Origin of the sequence: Lysobacter sp. TY2-98 (assembly GCF_003367355.1) — a bacterium.
Classification (GTDB): domain Bacteria; phylum Pseudomonadota; class Gammaproteobacteria; order Xanthomonadales; family Xanthomonadaceae; genus Cognatilysobacter.
The window spans coordinates 2,813,478-2,835,149 of record NZ_CP031413.1 but is presented as its reverse complement, the minus strand read 5'-3'; the positions used below and the strand labels follow the sequence as shown (position 1 = coordinate 2,835,149).

The following is a 21,672-nucleotide window of genomic DNA, read 5'->3' as shown; positions in this document are numbered from 1 at the left end:
TCCACCCGGATCTACGCATGCGCTTCACCCTGCTCGCCACCGCCCTCGCCGCCGTCCTCGCGACCAGCGCTCCGACGGCCCATGCCGCCGCGCGGCCGGAGGTCGATGCCGCCGCGAAGGCCGTGCAGGCGCAGGTGGTCGCGTGGCGCCGCGACTTCCATCAGCATCCTGAACTGTCGAACCGCGAGGAGCGCACCGCCAAGGTCGTCGCCGATGCGCTGAAGAAGATGGGCCTGACGCCGCGTACCGGCATCGCCCACCACGGCGTGGTCGCGATCATCGAAGGCGGCAAGCCCGGGCCGAAGCTTGCGCTGCGCGCCGACATGGACGCGCTGCCGGTCACCGAACGCGTCGACCTGCCGTTCGCGTCCAAGGTCACGACGACATTCAACGGCCAGACCACCGGCGTGATGCACGCCTGCGGCCACGACGCGCACACCGCCATGCTGCTCGGCATCGCGCAGTCGCTGGTGAAGATGCGCAAGGATCTGCCGGGCCAGGTGATGCTCATCTTCCAGCCCAGCGAGGAAGGGGCGCCGGTCGGCGAAGAAGGCGGTGCGTCGCTGATGCTCAAGGAAGGCCTGTTCAAGGACTTCAAGCCCGACGCCGTGTTCGGCATGCACGTCTTCTCGACGATCCCCGTCGGCCAGATCGGCGTACGCAGCGGTCCGGAGATGGCCGCGAGCGATCGGTTCGCGATCACCGTGCACGGCAAGCAGACGCATGGCGCGCGCCCGTGGGGCGGCGTGGATCCGATCGTGACCGCGAGCGAGATCGTGACCAGCGCGCAGGCCATCGTCGCGCGTCGCACCGACATCGCCAAGCTGCCGGCCGTGGTGAGCTTCGGCGCGATCAACGGGGGCATCCGCTACAACATCATTCCGGACGACGTGAAGCTGATCGGCACCATCCGCACCTTCGACGAAGGCATGCGCCAGAAGGTGTTCGCCGACCTGAAGAACGTCGCCGAGCATGTCGCCGCCGCCAACGGCGCGACCGTCGAAGCCAACGTGCCGGACACGCTCGGCAATCCGGTCACCTACAACGATCCGGCGCTGACGCAGAAGATGCTGCCGAGCCTCAAGGCCGTCGTCGGCGACGCCAACGTCATCGAGCCACCGCTGCAGATGGGCGCCGAGGATTTCTCGTTCTACGCGAAGGAAGTGCCCGGCCTGTTCTTCTTCGTCGGTGCGACCAGCATCGGCGTCGATCCGCAGACCGCGCCCAGCAATCACTCGCCGGAGTTCAAGCTGGACGAGCAGTCACTCGACGTCGGCGTGCGCGCAATGCTGGAAGCCACGCTCGACTACCTCGACGCCCCGCAGGCCGGCGCGTGATGGACAGCTCGATTCCGCTCGGCCGGCACGTCGACTACCCGACGACCTACGACGCGTCGCTGCTGTTTCCGATCGCGCGCTCGCAGGGCCGCGAGGAAATCGGCATTCGTGGCGAACCGTCCTTCATCGGCTTCGATCGCTGGCATGCCTACGAGCTGTCCTGGCTCGACGCGCGCGGCAAGCCGCACGTGGCGACGGCGACGATCTGCGTGCCGGCGAGCACGCCGAACCTGGTCGAATCGAAGTCGCTCAAGCTCTATCTCAACTCGTTCAATTCGACCGTGTTCGAGAGCTATCACGAAGTCCGCGATCGCATCGCGCGCGATCTGTCGGCCGCCGCGGGCGGCGACGTCACGGTGAATTTCGGCCTGCCGCCGGTGGACCGCCGCCGCCCGGCCGTCCTGCTCGACACGCTCGAGACCGACATCACCTGCTACGGCCCGCCGAACGCGAAGCTGCTCGCCATCGACGCCACCCGCGGCGCGGTCGAGGAAACCCTGACCAGCGAGCTGCTGAAGTCGAACTGCCCGGTGACCGGTCAACCGGACTGGGCGCGCGTCACCATCGCGTATCGCGGCGCCGCGCTCGATCACCCGAGCGTGCTGCGCTACCTCGTCTCGTTCCGCGACCACTGCGAATTCCACGAGCAGTGCGTCGAACGCATCTACACGGACCTGTCCGCGCTCGCGCGGCCCGACATGCTGTCGGTGGAAGCGCGCTACACGCGCCGTGGCGGCCTCGACATCAATCCGTGGCGTGCGACGCCCGGCACTCCCGCCCCGCCCGCGGCGCGCGACGAACGGCAATGAAGTTGGCGGCAGTTCACGACGAACTGCCGCCCGCTTAACAACGGGGATGCCACGGTGGCCGCGCTCCAACAGAGGCCACTCCCATGTCCCCGCAGAATCCCGATTTCTCGAACGTGCGTTCGGGCACGTCCTCCGTGCCGTCGACGCCGGATTTCTCCAACGTGCAGGACGGCACCAGCACCGTGCAGGCCGGCGGTGGCGGTGCGTCGCAGCACTACACGGTGCAGCCGGGCGACACGCTGTCGCACATCGCCAAGCACTTCTACGGCAAAGCCAACCACTGGCACGCCATCTTCGACGCGAACCGCGACCAGCTCGATAACCCGGACCTGATCCGTCCCGGCCAGGTGCTGGTCATTCCCGCGCGCGATTCCACCAACTGAGAGGAGACGTTCCGATGATCCGTACCGCTCCCCGCGTCCTTGCCGTCGCCATGATCGCCGCGCTCGCGCTGGTCGGCTGCAAGAAGCACGACGAAACGCCGGTCGCGACCGAGCCGGCCCCGGCCGCGACCACGCCGGCCACCACCGAACCCGCACCGATGCCGACGCCCACGCCGAGCACGCCCGCGGCGTCGACGAGCGTCACCGGCCTGCAGCTCGGTTCGGCCGTCGGCGCCGACAACAAGGTCGGCACGCCAGCGATGGCGTTCGGCACCAAGGACACGATCTATGCGTCGGTGAACACCGCCCCCAACACCACCGGCAAACTGGGCGCGCACTGGACCTACCTCGGCGCCGACGGCAGTGCCGCCCCGACCGACGTCGACACCCAGAGCAAGGACGTCAGCGGCGCCGCGGCGGCCACGCACGAGTTCCACGTCAGCAAGCCCGACGGCTGGCCGCCCGGCAAATACCACGTCGACATCACGCTGGATGGCGCGACCGTGCAGTCGATGGATTTCGAGGTGAAGTGACACGCGGCATGACGTCGTGACACACGGGGCGCGACCGGCCGGTTGCGCCCCTTTTTTTCGCCCTGTGGGCCGCGTCGCACTACCATGTCGCGCCCGCCGTACCGAGTACCGCCATGAAAGTCGCCCCGCCGCTGTCCGACGCGCAGATCGAGCGCCTGTCCGAACTGCTCGACCAACGCGCCGTGCCATTCAAGGGCTTCAACCTGGAAGCGCTCGACGGCTACCTCACCGCGCTCGCGCTGTCGCCCGAAGCGGTGACGTTCGAGGAGTGGGAGACGCCGGTCTGGGGCAGCACGCCGCGCTGGGCCGACGAGGACGAGGCCCGCGACGTGCGCGCGCTGCTCGCCACCCACGCCGCCACCGCCGAACAGCGCGTGCGCTACGGTGACGATGATCTGCCCGACACCTACGCGCCGCTGCTGTGGCTGCCGGAAAACCTCGACGAGCACGAGGACGACGAACTCGACGTCGGCCGCGACTGGGCGATGGGTTTCTTTCGCGCCGTCGAACTGCGCGAGGCCGCGTGGGAGAAGTGGCTGGACGAAAACGACTGGATCGAGGAGATCTTCGACCTGCTCGATCGCCTGGCCAGCGGCGAAGTCGTCGCCGAGGACCCGACGCAACCGGGCACGCCGATCGCCTACAAGGAACGCCTCGAGATCATCGGCAGCCTGCCCGGCATGCTCAACGACCTGCACCACCACCGCATTGAAGCACTGACCCCGCGCGAACCGATCCGACGCGCGGAGACGCCCGAACGCAATGCGCCCTGTCCGTGCGGCAGCGGGAAGAAGTACAAGAAGTGTTGTGGGGCGAGCAGCGGCGCTTAAGACGCGCAGCGTCTTGCCGCTGCGAGCGCCATCGCGCCTAGCGATGGCCGGGTGGTGCACCGACTGCGACACACGCCGAAGCCCTGCCCCAAGGCGTGCTCATCACCCGGAACATCACTGGCACCGCCGCGGGTAGCGAGCGCACGTCCTGCCGTTTTGGCATTTCGTCGCGCCGCGCGAGGACCGGCCGTGACCCCCGACATGCCGTGCAAGGGGTTGCGTGTCGCGACGAGGAATCGCGGCGGAGTCATCGCCGCACGCGTCGCAGCGGGTCGTGTCCGACGAACGCCGCAGCCGTCGCATCAATCGATGGCGACAGCCGCATCCCGTCGCGCATCCACCGGCGCCCGCACCGCCTCATGCCGCGCGACCGGCAATGTGGCCAGCACATCCGCAAACCCACGCGGCAATCGAAACGTCGACAACCACCCGCGTCGCGTCCCCGTCAGCACACGCAACATCATTCCGCGTGCGACCGGCAGTCGTGAGAGCGGGTGGAACGTGAGGTCACGAATCCGCGCCGCCGCGTCGCGTTCGGACTGGAACAGCGGCGTCAACGCACGACTCCAGAAGTGATACGCCGAAAGGTGCGCGCGTCGCTCGCGCTCGTAACGCTGCAGCGCGGTCGGAACCATCGCTTCAGCACGCAACGCATCGCGCAACGCCTGTGCATCGAGCAGCGCCATGTTCACGCCCTGCCCCAGCTGCGGGCTCATCGCATGCGCGGCGTCGCCCAGCAGCACGGCGCGGCCGCGATGCCAGTGGCGATGCGTGGTATCGCGATAGCGCGCCTGCGCGAGTGCGTTCGGTGCGTCGATACCATCGAGACGTGCCAATGCCTCGGGCCAGACCTCGGCGACGTCACGCCGCCACGCCTCGCGATCGACATCCACCCGATCGAGTTCGCCGACCGGCACGCTCCAGAAGAAACTCAATCGCGGCACCGGGTCATCCGGTCGCGTGCCGACCGGCAACATGCCGGCCATGCGACGCGCGCGGATGTAGCGCTGCTTCAGCACATCGGCCGACGCCCAGTCACCCATCGGCGCGAGGCACCACTGCGCACCCCAGGGATACGGACGATCGAGCGCGGCCGCGGCGACGCGCGAACGCAGCACCGAAGCCGCGCCGTCGGCGACGATCACCAGATCGAAACCCGAATGACGCCTGCCATCACCATCCACCAGCGCACCGCGCTCGACGTCGACATCGACGATGCGATGTCCGCGATGCAGGACGCGGTGCTCGGTCCATGCCGCGTCGAGCAACTGGAACAGCGCGCCGCGCTGCAGGCCGAGGCCGAACAGGCGCGCGTCGAGCTCGGCGTAGCGCATGTCCATTACCGCGCGACCGGTCGCCGTCTCGCCGTAGAGGCTGGCGATGCGCGCGCCATGCATGCAGGCGGCGTCGAGCAGGCCCATGTCCCACAGCACCGCCTGCCCGACCGGCTGCAGCAGGAAGCCGGCGCCGACCGGGCCGAGTTCTGCGGCGCGTTCGAACACTTCGACGCGATGCCCGTCGCGCGACAGCAGCACCGCGGCGGCCTGGCCGCCCGTGCCGTAGCCGACGATCGCGATGCGCAACGGCGTTCGCATGGTCAGGTTCCCTTCGACACCCTGCAGTCCACGCGGCAACCCCGGTCAGAAGACCAGGCGCAGGCCGGCGACGATGCGCGTGTCGTGGGCATCCTCGTCATGCGCACGACGGAATGTCGCCGTATCGCCGTACGCATGCTCGACTTCGACACCCAGGTACGGCGCGAATTCGCGCGTGATCTCGTAACGAAGCCGCGCGCCGGCCTCGAACGACGACAGGCCGCTGCCGAGGCCACGCGCGGGATCATCGCGCCCGTACGCATCGGCTTCCGCACGCCACTGCAGGATCCAGCGATTCGTCAGCAGCGTGTCGTACTCGGCTTCGACGCGCGCGGCGGTTCGGCCGCTATCACCCACGTAGCCGGTCGCGCGCAGCTCGATCTTGTACGGCGTGACACCCTGCACGCCGATCGCCGCCCAGTTGCGTGATGGTCCGCCTCCAGTGTCATGGCGCACCCCGGCGACGACATCCCACCACGGCGCGACGAGCCGGCCGTACAGCAGCTCGACACTCGCATGCTCGAGCCGCCCGGCATCGGTGCGACCTTTCGCACGCAACCACGCGCGGTTCACGTCGCCGCCCAGCCATGCGGTGATTTCGGTTGCAGCGCCCTCGCCGTCGTCGACCTCCAAGCGATCGACACGCGTGAACAGATGGACCTCGCGATCGTGCATCGCATGCGGCGTCAGCGGCGCGAACGCGGCAGCGCGATCGGCGTCGGTCGGCACGGGGACGGGCGTGTAGGGCGCGGCCTGTTCCTTCGTCTGCGACATGTCCATCGTCGGCATGTCGTGCATGGAATGGTCCATGCCCTGCATCGTGTGTGCCGCGTGCGGATCGGGCGACGGTGCAGGCGTGGCGGAAGCCGGCGGTGCCTTGGCGTTCGTAGCCTCGGCCGGCGGCGGCTGCATCGCGTGCCCCATCTGCGACATGTCATGCCCCGCATGCTGCGCGCGTGCCGCCAACGACACCGCGATCAACGCGGCGAACACCGGACGCGCGCTCACTCGCGCACCTCCACCGTGCGCATCATTCCCGATTCCATGTGGTAGAGCAGGTGGCAGTGATACGCCCAGCGGCCGAGTGCGTCGGCGCGCACGCGATAGCTGCGGCGACTGCCGGGCGGCATGTCGACGGTGTGCTTGCGCACCATGAAGGCGCCGGCATCGTCCTCGACATCACTCCACATGCCGTGCAGGTGGATGGGGTGCGACATCATGGTGTCGTTGACCAGCACCACGCGCACGCGTTCACCGTACTTGAGCTGCAACGGCGCGGCGTCGGCAAACTTGGTGCCGTCGAACGACCACGCGAAGCGCTCCATGTGGCCGGTCAGATGCAGTTCGACGCTGCGCCCCGGTTCGCGCCCATCCGGATCATCGAACAGGCTGCGCAGCATCGAATAGCGCAGCACGCGACGGCCGTTGTCGCGTAGACCGTTGCCGGGATCGTCGAGTCGCGACGTCGGCGCCATCGCCTGCATATCGACCAGCGGATTGCCGACTTCGCTCGCCGGATGCACGGGCGCCGTCGACGATGCGGCGTGCGTCATGCCCGGCATGGCGCGATCCATGCCGGCCATCTGCGAATGATCCATGCCCGCCATGTCGTGCGGCATCGCCATGCCGGCGTGCTGCGAATGATCCATTCCCGGCATCGCGTGTCCGCCGTGCGCCATGTCGGCCATGGTGAGGATCGGGCGTGGATCGAGTGCGGGCACCGGCGCGCGCAGGCCTTCGCGCACGGCGAGGGTGCCGGAGACGAAACCGGTGCGCGCGCTGTCCTGCACGAAGATCGTGTAGGCGTCCTGCCCGCGCGGTTCGACGATGACGTCGAACGTCTCCGCCGCCGCCATTCGGAATTCATCGACGGTCACCGGATGCACGTATTGCCCGTCGACGGCGACGACCGTCATGTCGAGGCCGGGAATGCGCACGTCGAAATACGTCATCGACGAGCCGTTGATGAAGCGTAGCCGCACCTTCTCGCCCGGCGCGAACAGGCCGGTCCAGTTGCCCGGTCCCGTCGTGCCGTTCATGAGGTAGGTGTAGGTGTTCGCGTTGACGTCGGACAGATCACTCGGCGTCATGCGCATGCGGCCCCACATGCCGCGATCGCCGAGCGTCGCGCGCAGGCCGTCCTTCGACGCGTCGCGCATGAAGTCGCCGACGGTGCGTCGATAGACGTTGTCGTGGCCCGGCATCGTCTTCAGGCGCGCGAACAGTGCCTCCGGCGCGAGGTCGGTCCAGTCCGACAGCAGCACGACGTGCTCGCGCTGGTACGAAAACGGTTCCGGTTCGACGGGGTCGATGATCAGCGCGCCGTACAGGCCGGCCTGCTCCTGGAACGCGGAGTGCGAGTGGTACCAGTAGGTGCCGGCCTGGCGCACGTCGAAGCGGTAGACGTAGGCCTCGCCGCGGTGAATCCCGTCGAACGACAGGCCCGGAACGCCGTCCATGTTCGCGGGCAGCACGATGCCGTGCCAATGCAGCGAGGTCTCGTGGCCGTGCACGGAATTCGCCGGCAATGCATTGCGCACGCGCAAGGTTGCGGTGGTGCCCTCGCGCAGGCGCAGCGTCGGTGCCGGCAGCGAACCGTTCACCGTCACCGCAGTGCGCACGCGACCGGTGAAGTTCACCGGTGTTTCGCCGATCACCAGATCGAGGTCGGCGCCGCGCAGCTCCGGCACCCGCGGCGCCTGCACGACACCCGAGGATGCACGCGATCCGAACGCGAGCATCGCGCCGCCGGCGGCGAGACCCTGCACGAAGCGGCGGCGTGAGAGAAGAGTGGCGCGGCTCGTGCCGGCGTCGAAGGATGGAAATAGCATGAAAGTCCGCAGTCGAGGTGGTCACGCCTGGCTACGCCACGCATGAACGCGCGGCATGACGACACTCAGGGTAGCGAACCCCAAAGTTGCGGTGGTTATCCGCCTCCGGTCGGTGCCGGCGCAACGGCGGACATCGCCGGCGTAGGCGTGATCTGGCACCCCATCGGCGCGTCCGGAAGTGCGATCGCCGACGCCACCGTGATCGCCGGCCGCATCGCGTGATCGAACGTCGAACGTCGTGTCTCCACGGTGCCGCCAGCGGCGACGAAGGGCTCTTCGCGCCCGGGGCCGACCAACGCATCGAAGACCTGCGGATTATCAACGTCATACAGCCCACCGCGATCACCGCAGGCGATCAGATGGTGATGCCCACCGACGGTCACGTAACGACCGACGACGTATTCGGTGTGGATCGCCGGAACGTGGGTCATGTGCATGCTCGCGCAGCCGGCGAGGACCACGGTCGACACGACGCACAGCAGCACGGTTCTCATGCGCGCTCCTTGGCCGGTCGACGGGGCCGGCCGCCGCGAGCGGATCGTCGCGGCACCCCCATCATGCGCCCAGCCGCGCGGGCGTGCAGCCCGACACGCGTTGCTGCATCCACCGCCGCTTATGCTTGCGACTTCCCTGCCCATCGGAGCCGCCATGCGCGCGTCCCTGCTCGCCCTCGCCACCGTCCTCGCCCTGTCGGGTTGCCAGACCGCACCGGTCGCGACCGATGCGCCGCCGGCGATGCCCGCGCCGTCGCAGACGGCCGATGCCCGCTTCAAGGCGGTGTCCGACGCCTGGCTCGACCGCTGGATGGCGCTCAACCCGGTCGCGGCGACGCAGTTGGGCGACCACCGCTTCGACGATCGCATCGACGACCTGTCCGCCACCGGTCGCCAGCAGCTGGTCGACTTCAGTCGCGATCTGCTGACCCGACTCGACGCCATCGACCGCACGCAGCTCACGCGTGAGAACCAGGTCGACGCGCTGATCCTGCGCAACCAGTTGCAGAGCGACATCTGGAACATGGAGACGTTCCAGTCGTGGGCGTGGGACCCGCAGGTCTATAACGGCCTCGCCGGCGGCGCGATCTACAACTTGATGGCGCGCGAGTTTGCGCCGATGCCGCAGCGCCTGAAGTCGGCGACCGCGCGCATGGAGCAGATTCCGGCGCTGTTCGCGCAGATGCGCGCCAACCTCGACCCCGCGCGCGTGCCGCTGATCCACGCGCAGACCGTCGCCAAGCAGAACGCCGGCGTGCTGCAGCTGGTCGATGAATTCATCACGCCGAATGCGGGCCAGCTCACGGGTGCGGACCGCACGCGCCTGGACGCCGCCGTCGCCAATCTGAAGAAGGCCGTCGCCGACCAGCAGACGTGGCTGGACAAAACGCTGGTGCCGAACGCCAAGGGCGACTTCCGCATCGGCGCCAAGCTCTACGACCAGAAGCTGCAGATGGCGCTGATGTCGTCGCTGTCGCGGCAGGAGATCGGCGAGCGCGCCAAGGCCGAACTCAGCCGCGTGCGCGGCGAGATGTACGGCATCGCGCGGACCGTGCTCAAGGGCAGGAAGGGCGCGCCGCCGCTCCCGGCGAACCCGACGGACGACCAGCGCCAGAAGGCGATCGAAGCCGCGCTGGAACTCGCGTATCGCGACCATCCGGCGCGCGACGGCGTGGTCGACGCCGCCAAGGCCGCGCTCACGCAGGCCACGCAGTTCGTGCGCGACAGGAATCTCGTCAGCGTGCCGAACGATCCGGTCAAGGTGATCCTGATGCCCGAATTCCAGCGCGGCGTTGCGGTCGCGTACTGCGATTCCCCGGGTCCGCTGGACAAGGGCCTCGACACCTACTTCGCGATCTCGCCAATTCCGGACGACTGGACCAAGGAGCAGACCGAATCGTTCCTGCGCGAATACAACTCGCGCATGATCCATCTGCTCACCATCCACGAGGCGATGCCGGGCCATTACCTCGAAGGCGCGTACTCGGCGCGCTATCCGTCGACGCTGCGCGGCGTGCTGCGCTCGGGCCTGTTCGCGGAAGGTTGGGCGGTCTACACCGAGAACCTGATGACGACGTCGGGTTACATGAACAACGATCCGCTGTTCCGCCTCGTGCAGCTCAAGTTCTACCTGCGCACGATCGGCAACGCGATCCTCGATCAGGGCGTGCACGTCGACGGCTGGAGCCGCGAACAGGCGATGCACCTGATGATGCACGACACCTTCCAGCAGGAACGCGAGGCGGCGGGCAAGTGGGTGCGCGCGCAGCTCAGCTCGGCGCAGCTGCCGACCTATTTCGTGGGCGTGCAGGAGCAGTACGACACGCGCAAGGCGGTCGAAGCGAAGGAAGGCGCGGCGTTCAACGTTAAGGCCTACCACGACAAGGTGCTGAGCTACGGCGCGCCGCCGGTGCGTTTCGTGCGCGAGCTGATGACGGATCAGCCGATCGAGTGATCGGCGCGGCGGCCCCCGCGATGACCGCGGCAGCGACACCTGCAGTGCGCTGCCGCGGCCTGGTCAAGACCTACGGTCGCGGCGACGCCGCCACGCCGGCGTTGCGCGCGCTCGACCTCGACGTGCAGGCCGGCGAGCTCACGCTGCTCGTCGGCCCGTCGGGCTGCGGCAAGACGACCCTGCTGTCGATCATCGCCGGACTGCTCGCGCCGGATGCCGGCAGCTGCGAAGTGCTGGGTCAGTCGTTGGCCACGCGGCCGGAAGTGGAACGCGCCGCGTTTCGCCGTCGGCACCTCGGCTTCGTGTTCCAGAACTTCAACCTGCTGCCGTCGCTGACGGCGGCGCAGAACGTCGCCGTGCCGCTGCTGCTGCAGGGCATGCGCGAACGTGATGCGATCCCGCACGCACGCAGCGCACTCGCGACGCTCGGGCTCGACGGCCGCGGCAATGCCTGGCCGTCCACGCTCAGCGGCGGTCAGCAGCAGCGCGTCGCGATCGCGCGTGCGCTGGTGCATGCGCCCGACCTCGTCGTCTGCGATGAGCCGACCAGCGCGCTCGACCACGCGACCGGCCAGGCGGTCATGCAGCAGCTGCGCGACATCGCCCGCGATGCGACGCGGGCGCTTCTGGTGGTGACCCACGATCCACGCATCTACGACTACGCCGATCGCATCGTGGAAATGGACGATGGCCACGTCATCGACGACCGCGACGGACCGGCACGGACTTCCGCATGAAACGACTCTGGATTCTCGGTGGGCTGGCGGTCCTCGGGCTGGTGATCGCGGCGGTCGCCGTGTTCACCACCGGGCGCACGTCGACGCCGCCCGCGCCTGCGGCCGCCGTGCCCGCCCCGCCGTTTCCCGCGTTCGTCGTCGGCAGCGGCATCACCGAGACCGGGCGCGGCAACGTCGCGATCGCCACCAACGTGACGGGCGTGGTGCGCGAAGTCGACGTGCAGGTGGGTGATCGCGTCGCCGCGGGCGCGCCGCTGTTCGCCATCGACGACCGCGACGCACGCGCGAAGCTCGCAACCGCGCGCGCCTCGGTGCAGGAGGCGCGCGCACGCCTCGCGCAACCGCTGCATCGCCTCGGCTATCTCGAACGGCTCGACGCCGCCGGCCGCCAGCTGATCAGCCGCGACAGCGTCACCGCCGCACGCGACGATGTCGCCGCCGCACGCGCGACGCTCGCCGCCGCCGAAGCCGGCGAACGGCAGGCGCTGACCGATCTCGACCTTCTCGTCGTGCACGCACCGCGCGCGGGCCGCGTGCTTCAGGTGAATGCGCGCGTGGGCCAGTACGCGGACAACGCGGGCGCGACACCGCCGGTGCTGATGGGCGACGACGACCGCCTCTACCTGCGCGTCAACGTCGACGAATCGGATGCGTGGCGCGTGAAGCCGGGCGCGCCGGCGGTCGCGATGGTGCGCGGTGAACCGCGCCTGCGCATCCCGCTGAAGTTCGAATATGTCGAGCCGTACGTGACGCCGAAGCCGGTGCTGACCGGCCAGGGCACCGAACGCCCGGACCTGCGCGTGCTGCAGCTCGTCTACAGCTTTCCGCGCGGCGATCTGCCGGTGTATCTCGGCCAGCAGATGGACGCCTACATCGAAACATCGAGGGCGCCACGCTGATGTGGCGCGTGGCGCTGCGCATGCTCGCCGCCGACCGCGCGAAGTTCGCGGGGCTGGTGTTCGGGCTGGCCTTCACCTCGTTCCTGGTGACGTTCGCGGCGTCGTACTTCTGCGGCTTCATGACGAATGGCTACGCGCTGGTCAGCGAGAACCCGCAGGTCGAGGTGTGGGTGATGGATCCGGCGGTCGAAGCGGTCGAGCAGACCACCAATCTGCCGCCATCCGCACTCGAACGCGTGCGCGGCGTGCCGGGCGTGCTCGATGCACGACCGTTGCGGCTGGCGTCGATCGACGCGCGCTTCGCGAACGGTCGCGTGTTGCCGGTGCAGGTCGTCGCGGTCGACGAGATCACGCTCGACGGCGTGCCCGCATCGACCACGCCCGCTGCGGTCCTGCGCGAAAGCGACAGCGCGCTGGTCGACGCCGGCGCGACCGAAGGCAAGCTGCTCGCGCCGCTGCGTGCAGTCGATCGCTGGCCGCATGACGGACCGCACCTCGACGCGCCCCTGCGTGCGCTCGCCGGTGGCGACGAGCTACTCATCAACGACCGCATCGTGCAGGTGCGCGGCGTCACCGCGATCCACCCCCGCTTCCCGCCGCGCCCGCTGGTCTACATGACGCGCGGCACCGCGCTGCAGGTGCTGCCTTACGAACGTCGCGACACCACCTTCGTCCTCGTGCGCGCGATGCCGGGGACCGATGCGGCCGCCCTCGCGGCGCGCATCAGCGCAGGCACGGGGCTGCGCGCGCGCACGTCCGACGATCTGATCAGCGACACCGTGCGCTGGTACCTCGTCAATTCCGAGGACGTCGGCGACATCAGCGCGATGCTCGTGCTGGCGATGACGATGGGGCTCGGTGTCAGCGGCATCATGCTCTACCTATTCACGCATGATCGTCGCCGCGATTACGCCGTGCTTCGCGCGATGGGCCTCGCCCCGCGCACGCTGTCGGCGATGGTCGTTCTGCAGGCGCTGACCGCCGCGGCCATCGGTGCCGGCATCGGCCTGGGCGTGTGTGCGATCGCGGGGGTCGTGGCGATGCACTTCGGTTTCCCGTTCCGCATGCTGGTGTACACGCCGCTCGCGGGCGTGGCGGCGGTGCTGATCGTCGCGGTCGCCGGCACGCTCACAAGCCTCGCGCCGGTGCGTCGACTGCAACCGGTCGAGGTGTTCGTGATGCGCTGAGTGCGGGCGTAATGCCCGAGCCGGTTGATCTTCACCCTCAGCGTTTCGCGTTCGCCCCGTCGCGGACGTGAGCATCGCGTGAAATCGCGACACGTCGCGCGTTGTGCTCGATCCAGCGACGTCAAGGCTTGCGGCGACACGGTTACCGGGCGAGCATCTCCCGATGGCGGGTGCAGTGATGACGTCGGACCTTCGCCGGTTCGTCGTCGCGAAAATCCATTCGGTTCCGATGCTCGAGGCGCTGCTGTTGCTGCGCTCGCGCGACGACGGCTGGGCGACGGGCGAACTCGCCGCGCGCCTCTACCTGCCCGAGTCGCGGGTGCGCCAGCTTCTCGGCGAGCTCTGTCATGAGCGCTTGGCGACGATGGACGGGGACCGCGCGCGTTATGCGCCGACGAGTGCGGACGTCGAGCAGATCGTCGACGCGCTCGCCGCGACGTACAGCCGCCATGTCGTGGCGGTCACCGAGTTGATCCACTCCGGCGTGGGGCGCCAGGCGCGCGACTTCGCCGATGCGTTCGTATTGCGGAGGGACGAGTGAGCATCGCCATCTACGTGCTGTGCGCGCTCGCCGCGCTGGGCTGCGCGGTACTGCTGGGCCTGGGCGCGCGCCGCGTGCGTTCGCGCATGCTGGTGTGGAGCGCGATCTGCTTCGGTTTGCTCACGCTCGCGAACATCGTGCTGGTGCTCGACTTCGTGGTCTTTCCGGGGCCCGACGTCAGGCTGTGGCCGGTGCGGCAGGGTCTCTCGGTGCTGGCCATCGGCGCGCTGATCTACGGACTCATCATGGAGGACCGCTGAGTGCAGCTCTTCCTGCTCGGCATGATCTCGATGGGCTCCGCGGTGGTGGCGCTGCTGTTCATGCGCTTCTGGCGCAGTGGACGTGATCGCCTGTTCCTGTGGTTCGCCTCTGCGTTCGCGCTGGAAGCGATCAATCGTGCGGTCTTCGCCTGGGAGGGCGCGCGCGACGAAGCGGCGACGCCGTACCTGATCGCACGCCTGGTGTTCTTCCTGTTGATCCTCGTCGGCGTGATCGACAAGAACCTGCGCGCGCGCCGCGGACGCTGAGCCTCGAACGCGTATCGCATCAGTCAATCGACGACAGACGCACCAGGCCATCGATCGGCATGCGCAGGTAGCGCAGGCCGTTCGCATCGGGTTCGGGCAGACGACCGGCGCGGATGTTGACCTGCAAGGCGGGCAGGATCAGGCGCGGCACCGGCAACGTGGCGTCGCGCGCACGGCGCATCTCGACATAGCGCGCCGCGTCGACACCGGCGAGATGCACATTGCTGTCGCGCTGCGCATCGATCGACCACTCGCCCTGCGGCTCGCGATCCTTGGGATAGTCGTGGCAGAGGAACAGGCGGGTCCCCACCGGCAGCGTTAGCAGGCGGTCGATCGATGCACGCAGTTGCGCCGCGTCGCCACCCGGGAAATCGCAGCGCGCAGTGCCGGTTTCCGGCGCGAACACCGTATCGCCGACGAACGCCGCATCGCCGACGACGTAGCTCAGCGAGTCGCCGGTGTGGCCGGGCGTCGCGATCACGCGGGCATCGAGATCGCCGATGCGGAAGGTATCGCCGTCATCGAACAGGCGTTCGAACTGGCGACCGTCCGCGATGAACTCGTCACCGAAACCGAACAGCGCCTTGAAGCGACGCTGCACGTCGACGATGCCGCGGCCGATCGCGACCGGCGCGTCGTAGCGATCTTTGAACCATGCAGCAGCGGTGAGGTGGTCGGCATGCGCATGCGTTTCCAAAATCCATTCGACGCGCAGGCCGTGCGCATCGACGAACGCGGCCACCGCTTCGGCGGACCGGGTCGACACCCGCGCGGCGACAACGTCGTAGTCCAGCACGGGATCGATGATCGCGGCGGCGCCACCGTCGCGGTCGTAGACGACATAGGTGAACGTGCTGGTGTCGGGGTCGTAGAACGGGGCAACGCGGGCGGGCGTGGTCATGGCGACCTCGGGCATTCCGTGCACGGATGCGTCGATGGTGCCACGCGCACGTGGCGGCGAATCAGCCGCTGCGACGCACGCTGCCGATCGGCAGCGTGTCGACGCGCGTCATCTCGCCGGACTCGAACGCGGCGCGGTCGCGCAGCCAGTCCTCGAACATCGCGGTGGCGTCCTCGCCCCAGAACACCTCGCCGTCGGCGGCAAAGGTCGGTACGCCGAACACGTGGTCGGCGACGGCGGCTTCGAAGTTGGCCTGCAGCTGCGCCTTCACGTTCGGGTCGGCGATCGCGGTCGCGGCGTCCAGGTTCAGACGTTCGGCAACGGGCTTGAGCGATTCGGCATCGTCACCGCGCAGGCCGTGGCGCCAGAGGTGATCGAAGATCGCATCGATCGCGGTGTCGGTGCAGCCGGCAGCGATGCACAGCCGTAACGCGGCCAGCGGATTGAACGGATGCGCCGGCGGAAACCGCAGCGGGATGCCGAGCTTCGCCGCGCGCCAGACGACATGGCGGTAGGTGAAGCGCCGCTTGTCCGGCATCTCGGCCGGGCCTTTGTGATCGAGCCGCTGCAGCAGGCCGGCGAACAGGATCGGGCGGTATTCGATCGCATGCGTCGCCGCGAGTTCGCGCACGCGGGCGCGCTGCAGGTAGGCGAACGGCGAGATGAAATCGAAGTACCAGCGGATCGTCATCGCTCAGTTCTGCCCGTTCAGCCAAACGTAGACGAAGAACGCGAACAGCGCAGCCGTCACCGCCAGGGTGATCTTGATCCAGCTGTACGGGCGTTGTCCCGCGATCGTGCCGGTGTAGCCGTTGGCCAGCAGCTGGAACGCACGCGTGCCGTAGGTGTAGCTGACCAACCACACGGGCATCAGCACGTGCTTGAAGGTGCGGCCGTGATACGTCGACTGCACCTGCAGGTTGCGATGCGTATCGCCGGGCACGGCCCGCTCGCACAGGCGGCGCACCTCGAACTCCATCTGCGTCATGTTGAGGTCGGCGGCGAGGCGCAGGTCGACCTGGTAGCGCTCCACCGTCCAGCCGCGCACGAACTCCGGCGCGTAGGGCTGCAGGTCGGTGGTGGTCGGGAACGGCTGGATCTTTTCGAGCAGGTCACGCTGCGCGCCTTCGCTGCCGGGCACCAGGTCGTCGTCGAAGAAGTGGTCGAGCTCGCCGGACGCCGGCTCCCAGCGCACGTGCTGGACCTGGCGTGTGCGCGTCTGCCCGTTCTGCGTGTACGTCTCGGTCGTGTAGTAGTACGTGCCGGACTCGGCCGTCCACGAGGCGTGCACATGCGCGTCAAAGGTCCAGTACGGCAGGTAGAGGCCGCGCAGCGTGTCGGTGAGCGCGGCGCGCTTGAGCTTGTTCGGCGCGAACCAGCGCGTGCCGTACCAGCGACGTATCGCCTCGCGCACCTGCGATTCGGACACGCGGAACGGCAGCAGGCTCTGCGGCGTGATCGCGTCCTTGAGTGCGGTGTACGGCACGATCGCCGGAGAGCCGCAGAACGCGCAGCGCGCAGCGACCTTGTCGGCCTCGAACACGCTGATCGCCTTGCAGCTCTGGCACTGCACTTCGCGACGTGAATCGCCGTAGCCGCGTCCGCCGTCATCGGCCTTCGCCAGCGCCTGCGCGAGGTCGAGTTCGACGATCGCACCAGGCGTTGCGGCATCCGGCTTCCACGGCGCGACCGTGCCGCAGAACGGGCACACCAGCGCCTGCTTGGCGGCGTTCCATTCGAGATCGCCGCCGCATTCGGGACAGGCGCGTTTGTCGAGCGTCGCCGACGCCACGGGTTGCTGCACGTCGGCCATCGATCAGGCGCCGCGCAGGTACTCGTCCAGCGACGCGCGCGCGATGCGGTACGCGTTGCCGATCTTGCGACCCTTCAGTTCACCCTTCTCGATCGCCGCGATGACGTCTTCGGCCGACACGCCGAGCGCCTGCGCGGCCTGTTCCGGCGTGAGCACGTCGAGCGTCGGCGTGGCGCTCGGCGTAGCGACGGGCGCGCCTGCCGCCGGATTCGCCAACCCTTGCGCCATCTGCTGCGCCATCGCGAAACCGATCGCCATTTCCGCCGGCGCCGCGGCGACGCTGCCGCCGCCCTGGCCCATGCCACTGGCCATCTGGAACTTCACGTAGTCGTTGAGGTTGCCGACCGCCGCCATGCCCGAACGCTTGTCGATCGCCTGCTCGACTTCCGGCGGCACCGATACGTTCTCGACCACGAACGACGTGATCTCCAGGCCGTACTTGCCCTGCATGATCGGATTCACGATCGGCAGCAGCGCATCGCCGAGTTCGCTGTAACGCGTGGCGATGTCGAGCGCCGGCACCTTGGCGGTGGCGAGTGCTTCGGTGAACACGCTGACGATGCGCGAACGCATCGTGCCCTCGAACTCGTCGAGGCGGAAATTCTGGTCGGTGCCGGCGACCTCGCGCAGGAACTTCGGCGGGTCGACGATGCGGAAATCGTAGGTGCCGAACGCGCGCAGGCGGACGAGGCCGAAGTCGGCGTCGCGCATCATCACCGGGTTCGCGGTGCCCCACTTGTTGCCGGTGAAGATGCGGGTGTTGAGGTAGTAGACGTCGCACTTGAACGGCGACTCGAAGCCGTACTTCCAGCCGAGGATCCGCGACAGGATCGGAATGTTCTCGGTCTTGAGCGTGTGCTTGCCGGGGCCGAACAGGTCGGCGAACTGGCCGGCGGCGACGAACTGCACCATCTGGCTGTCGCGCACGATCAGCTGCGCGCCGTTCTTGATCTCCTTGTCGTCGTCCGGGAAGCGGAACGACAGCGTGTCGCGCGAGTCGTCGGTCCACTCGATGATCTCGAGGACCTGGCCCTTGATGAAATCCAGAACGCCCATGTTCTTCGTCTCCGATCCGGCGAACGGCGCCGTGGGGCCGATTCTAGGCATGCGCCGAGGTCGCGGTGATACCGCAGAAGGTCATGCCAGTGTCCCGCCAGCCGGATGAAGCGTGGCCGGCCGCAATGCGGGGGCTTTCCGCAGGAGCCTGTTCGGCTCGAGCCGCGGACCGCGACTCGCACGCGATAATCGCCGTGCTTCTTTCCCTGCTCGGCCATGTCCCATCCCTGCCTGACATGCGGCGCCTGCTGCGCCTACTTCCGCGTCGCCTTCCACTGGGCGGAAACCGACGCCGCGCCCGGCGGACTCACGCCCGAGGCGCTGACCGAACCGCTGGATCCGCACCGCGTCGCCATGCGCGGCACGTGGGGTGACACGGCGATCCGCTGCGTCGCGCTGCGAGGCGAGGTGGGCGTCGCCACGTCGTGCGACATCTACGCGCAGCGGCCGTCGCCCTGCCGCGACGTGAAGGCGAGCTGGGAATACGGCGCGCCCGACGCGCACTGCGATCGCGCACGCGCGGGGCACGGCCTTGCACCCCTGCAGCCGTCGGATTGGGACGGCGTCGCCGCCTGAGCGCCAGCGGCCGTACGCCCTCGCACGGGCAGCGGCGGTTCGCTCGACATGCCTTCGCCGCTTTTGCCGCGCGCCGGCGGCGGAGGCGACAATGCACGGTCCCGCGATGCCCCATCGCCTCCGCACGCGTCGCGCGTGCCCGATCCCGCGAGTGCCTCCATGTCGAACACCCCGAAGATCCTCTACACGCTCACCGACGAAGCGCCCTTCCTCGCCACGGCCTCGCTGCTGCCGATCGTGGAAGGTTTCGCGCGCAGCGCCGGCATCGCGGTGGAGACGCGCGACATCTCACTCGCCGGCCGCATCCTCGCGCAGTTCCCCGACATGCTCGGCGACAGGAAAGTGAGCGACGACCTCGCCGAACTCGGCCAGCTCGCGACGACGCCCGAGGCGAACATCATCAAGCTGCCGAACATCTCGGCCTCGGTGCCGCAGCTCAAGGCCGCGATCAAGGAACTGCAGGGCAAGGGCTACGCGCTGCCGGACTATCCGGACGAACCGTCGACCGATGCCGAGCGCGACATCAAGGCGCGCTACGGCCGCGCGATGGGCTCGGCGGTGAACCCGGTGCTGCGCGAAGGCAATTCCGACCGCCGCGCGCCGGCGTCGGTGAAGGCGTATGCGCGCAAGCATCCGCATCGCATGGGCAAGTGGTCGAAGGACTCGAAGTCGCACGTCGCGCACATGGACGGCGGTGACTTCTACGGCAGCGAGACGTCGACGACGGTCAACGCGCCGACCACCGCGCGCATCGAGTTCGTCGGCGCCGACGGCACCACGCGCGTGCTCAAGGACGCCCTGAAGCTGCAGGCCGGCGAAGTGATCGACAGTGCGGCACTCAGCACGTCCAAGCTCGCGTCGTTCATCGATGCGCAGATCGCCGACGCGAAGGCGCACGGCGTGCTGTTCTCGCTGCACCTGAAGGCCACGATGATGAAGGTCAGCGACCCGATCCTGTTCGGAGTCGCGGTGAAGCGCTTCTATCGCGAGGCGCTCGAAAAGCACGCGACCGCACTCGAGCGCATCGGCTTCAACCCGAACAACGGCATCGGCGACCTGTACGCGCGCCTGCCGCAGCTCGACGACGCGACGCGCGCCGCGATCGAGGCCGACATCGCCGCCGTCTACGCGAACCGGCCGGCGGTCGCGATGGTGAACTCCGACAAGGGCATCACCAACCTGCACGTGCCGAGCGACGTCATCGTCGACGCCTCGATGCCGGCGATGATCCGCGACAGCGGCGGCATGTGGAACGCGGAAGGCAAGCTGCAGGACGCGAAGGCCATCATCCCCGACCGCTCGTACGCCGGCATCTACCAGGCGGTGATCGAGGACTGCAAGGCGAACGGCGCGTTCGATCCGGCGACGATGGGTTCGGTGCCGAACGTCGGGCTGATGGCGCAGAAGGCCGAGGAATACGGCTCGCACGACAAGACCTTCCAGCTCGACGCCGCCGGCACCGTGCGCGTGGTCGATGCCGACGGCAACGTGCTGCTGTCGCAGACCGTCGAACCCGGTGCCATCTTCCGCATGTGCCAGACCAAGGACGCGCCGATCCGCGACTGGGTGGGCCTGGCGGTGTCGCGTGCGCGCCTGTCGAACACCCCGGCGGTGTTCTGGCTGGACGCCAACCGCGCGCACGACGCGCAGCTGATCGCGAAGGTCGAGCGTTACCTCAAGGACTTCGACACCTCGGGACTCGACATCCGCATCCTGTCGCCGGTCGAGGCGATGAAGCTCTCGCTGGAGCGCATCCGCAACGGCCAGGACACGATTTCGGTCACCGGCAACGTGCTGCGCGACTACCTCACCGACCTGTTCCCGATCATGGAACTCGGCACGTCGGCGAAGATGCTGTCGATCGTCCCGCTGATGGCCGGCGGCGGCCTGTTCGAGACCGGCGCGGGCGGTTCGGCACCGAAGCACGTGCAGCAGTTCGTCGAGGAGAACTACCTTCGCTGGGATTCGCTGGGCGAATTCCTCGCGCTCGCGGCGTCGCTGGAACACCTCGCGAACTTCGCGAAGAACCCGCGCGCACAGATCCTCGCCGATGCGCTGGACCGCGCGAACGCGCAGATCCTCGACAACAACCGTTCGCCCGCGCGCAAGGTCGGCGAGCTCGACAACCGCGGCAGCCACTTCTACCTGGCGCAGTACTGGGCGCAGGCGCTGGACGACCAGACGCAGGACGCCGAGCTCGCCGCGCGCTTCGCGCCGGTGGCGAAGGCGCTGACCGAGGGCGAGGCGCAGATCCTCAAGGAACTGGTCGACGTGCAGGGCCACCCCGTCGACATCGGCGGCTACTACAAGCCGGACATGGACAAGCTGTCGAAGGCGATGCGCCCGAGCGCGACGTTCAATGCGGTGATCGACGCCCTGCGCGGCTGAGCGTCCGGCCGGGCGACGCCTTCCCTGCGTCGCCCGGCCTGCTCCGACTCACTCGAAAAAGTACTCCTCGAACTCCTGGTCGACGCTCGGCGCGGGCAACGCGTCGGCGTCGTTCGCGGCTGGCGCATCGGGCTCGCGCAGCGCACGCAGGTAGCCGTAGCGGCGGGACCCGCGGGTTCCGAAGTGAAGGACGGACAGCGACTGCGGCTCGATGCCGGGTGCGCGGAACAGTTCCATGGCGGCGGTCTCCGTGTCGGGGAACGCGCACAGGCTGGCGCCGC

General features: G+C 68.5%; 23 protein-coding genes. 14 read left to right on the top strand and 9 right to left on the bottom strand.

Annotated features, from left to right (window positions below):
- The first annotated feature begins 17 nt into the window (after positions 1–17).
- The 5 genes from DWG18_RS13795 (at position 18) to DWG18_RS13775 (ending at position 3,892) form a co-directional block, all read left to right on the top strand.
- Entirely contained in the window at positions 18–1,337 is a 1,320-nt protein-coding gene (locus tag DWG18_RS13795; protein ID WP_115647722.1) for an amidohydrolase, read from the top strand.
- Positions 1,337–2,146 (top strand): NADPH-dependent 7-cyano-7-deazaguanine reductase QueF, encoded by an 810-nt coding sequence (gene queF, locus DWG18_RS13790; RefSeq protein ID WP_115647721.1) that lies wholly within the window; start codon positions 1,337–1,339, stop codon positions 2,144–2,146. The genes DWG18_RS13795 and queF overlap by 1 nt, the downstream gene beginning before the upstream one ends.
- Positions 2,147–2,229: 83 nt before the next feature.
- The gene (locus tag DWG18_RS13785; protein ID WP_115647720.1) at positions 2,230–2,529 is read left to right on the top strand and encodes a LysM peptidoglycan-binding domain-containing protein; all 300 of its coding nucleotides are present in this window, start codon (positions 2,230–2,232) and stop codon (positions 2,527–2,529) included.
- 14 nt (positions 2,530–2,543) lie between these two features.
- Positions 2,544–3,062: a hypothetical protein gene (locus DWG18_RS13780; protein ID WP_162823863.1), complete on the top strand. Its 519-nt coding sequence runs from the start codon at positions 2,544–2,546 to the stop codon at positions 3,060–3,062.
- Positions 3,063–3,175: 113 nt separating this feature from the next.
- Entirely contained in the window at positions 3,176–3,892 is a 717-nt protein-coding gene (locus tag DWG18_RS13775) for a UPF0149 family protein (protein WP_115647718.1), read from the top strand.
- A gap of 302 nt (positions 3,893–4,194) precedes the next feature.
- Here the strand turns inward: DWG18_RS13775 and DWG18_RS13770 are convergent, their stop codons facing one another.
- The 4 genes from DWG18_RS13770 to DWG18_RS13755 form a co-directional block, all read right to left on the bottom strand.
- Positions 4,195–5,487: an NAD(P)/FAD-dependent oxidoreductase gene (locus tag DWG18_RS13770; protein ID WP_115648202.1), complete on the bottom strand. Its 1,293-nt coding sequence runs from the start codon at positions 5,485–5,487 to the stop codon at positions 4,195–4,197.
- Between the two features lie 45 nt (positions 5,488–5,532).
- Complete coding sequence (locus tag DWG18_RS13765; protein WP_115647717.1) at positions 5,533–6,495, bottom strand: copper resistance protein B; 963 nt, start codon at positions 6,493–6,495, stop codon at positions 5,533–5,535.
- Positions 6,492–8,318, bottom strand: a complete 1,827-nt coding sequence (locus tag DWG18_RS13760) for a copper resistance system multicopper oxidase (RefSeq protein ID WP_115647716.1) — start codon at positions 8,316–8,318, stop codon at positions 6,492–6,494. The genes DWG18_RS13765 and DWG18_RS13760 overlap by 4 nt, the downstream gene beginning before the upstream one ends.
- A gap of 95 nt (positions 8,319–8,413) precedes the next feature.
- Positions 8,414–8,812: a hypothetical protein gene (locus DWG18_RS13755; protein WP_115647715.1), complete on the bottom strand. Its 399-nt coding sequence runs from the start codon at positions 8,810–8,812 to the stop codon at positions 8,414–8,416.
- A 154-nt stretch (positions 8,813–8,966) separates the two neighbouring features.
- On the opposite strand from DWG18_RS13755, the gene DWG18_RS13750 reads away from it, so the two are divergent.
- The 7 genes from DWG18_RS13750 to DWG18_RS13720 all read left to right on the top strand — a co-directional run bounded on the left by DWG18_RS13750 (position 8,967) and on the right by DWG18_RS13720 (position 14,657).
- On the top strand, positions 8,967–10,766 hold the full coding sequence (locus DWG18_RS13750; RefSeq protein WP_115647714.1) for a DUF885 domain-containing protein: 1,800 nt from the start codon (positions 8,967–8,969) through the stop codon (positions 10,764–10,766).
- A gap of 20 nt (positions 10,767–10,786) precedes the next feature.
- Positions 10,787–11,503 (top strand): ABC transporter ATP-binding protein, encoded by a 717-nt coding sequence (locus DWG18_RS13745; protein ID WP_115648201.1) that lies wholly within the window; start codon positions 10,787–10,789, stop codon positions 11,501–11,503.
- A complete protein-coding gene (locus DWG18_RS13740) occupies positions 11,500–12,402 on the top strand; it encodes an HlyD family efflux transporter periplasmic adaptor subunit (protein WP_115647713.1) in 903 nt (300 codons plus the stop codon). The genes DWG18_RS13745 and DWG18_RS13740 overlap by 4 nt, the downstream gene beginning before the upstream one ends.
- On the top strand, positions 12,402–13,589 hold the full coding sequence (locus DWG18_RS13735; RefSeq protein ID WP_115647712.1) for an ABC transporter permease: 1,188 nt from the start codon (positions 12,402–12,404) through the stop codon (positions 13,587–13,589). The genes DWG18_RS13740 and DWG18_RS13735 overlap by 1 nt, the downstream gene beginning before the upstream one ends.
- 178 nt (positions 13,590–13,767) lie before the next feature.
- A complete protein-coding gene (locus DWG18_RS13730) occupies positions 13,768–14,130 on the top strand; it encodes a hypothetical protein (RefSeq protein ID WP_205289363.1) in 363 nt (120 codons plus the stop codon).
- Entirely contained in the window at positions 14,127–14,390 is a 264-nt protein-coding gene (locus tag DWG18_RS13725; RefSeq protein ID WP_115647710.1) for a DUF5985 family protein, read from the top strand. The genes DWG18_RS13730 and DWG18_RS13725 overlap by 4 nt, the downstream gene beginning before the upstream one ends.
- Entirely contained in the window at positions 14,391–14,657 is a 267-nt protein-coding gene (locus tag DWG18_RS13720; RefSeq protein WP_205289362.1) for a DUF5985 family protein, read from the top strand.
- A 19-nt stretch (positions 14,658–14,676) separates the two neighbouring features.
- Here DWG18_RS13720 and DWG18_RS13715 read toward each other — a convergent pair whose 3' ends face one another.
- The 4 genes from DWG18_RS13715 to DWG18_RS13700 all read right to left on the bottom strand — a co-directional run bounded on the left by DWG18_RS13715 (position 14,677) and on the right by DWG18_RS13700 (position 18,427).
- Entirely contained in the window at positions 14,677–15,558 is an 882-nt protein-coding gene (locus DWG18_RS13715) for an MBL fold metallo-hydrolase (RefSeq protein WP_115648199.1), read from the bottom strand.
- A 61-nt stretch (positions 15,559–15,619) separates the two neighbouring features.
- A complete protein-coding gene (locus DWG18_RS13710) occupies positions 15,620–16,249 on the bottom strand; it encodes a 2-hydroxychromene-2-carboxylate isomerase (RefSeq protein ID WP_115647709.1) in 630 nt (209 codons plus the stop codon).
- A gap of 3 nt (positions 16,250–16,252) precedes the next feature.
- Positions 16,253–17,371, bottom strand: a complete 1,119-nt coding sequence (locus DWG18_RS13705) for a Trm112 family protein (protein ID WP_115647708.1) — start codon at positions 17,369–17,371, stop codon at positions 16,253–16,255.
- Positions 17,372–17,374: 3 nt separating this feature from the next.
- Complete coding sequence (locus DWG18_RS13700) at positions 17,375–18,427, bottom strand: SPFH and helix-turn-helix domain-containing protein (RefSeq protein ID WP_115647707.1); 1,053 nt, start codon at positions 18,425–18,427, stop codon at positions 17,375–17,377.
- Between the two features lie 216 nt (positions 18,428–18,643).
- Between DWG18_RS13700 and DWG18_RS13695 the strand changes: the two genes are divergently transcribed.
- Both DWG18_RS13695 and DWG18_RS13690 read left to right on the top strand, forming a co-directional pair.
- On the top strand, positions 18,644–19,003 hold the full coding sequence (locus tag DWG18_RS13695; RefSeq protein ID WP_115647706.1) for a YkgJ family cysteine cluster protein: 360 nt from the start codon (positions 18,644–18,646) through the stop codon (positions 19,001–19,003).
- Between the two features lie 159 nt (positions 19,004–19,162).
- Positions 19,163–21,391, top strand: a complete 2,229-nt coding sequence (locus DWG18_RS13690; protein ID WP_115647705.1) for an NADP-dependent isocitrate dehydrogenase — start codon at positions 19,163–19,165, stop codon at positions 21,389–21,391.
- Positions 21,392–21,439: 48 nt separating this feature from the next.
- On the opposite strand, the gene DWG18_RS13685 is transcribed toward DWG18_RS13690, so the two are convergent.
- Positions 21,440–21,628 carry a hypothetical protein gene (locus DWG18_RS13685; RefSeq protein ID WP_162823862.1) on the bottom strand — a complete coding sequence of 63 codons (189 nt, stop codon included), beginning with the start codon at positions 21,626–21,628 and terminating at the stop codon, positions 21,440–21,442.
- Positions 21,629–21,672 lie beyond the last annotated feature (44 nt).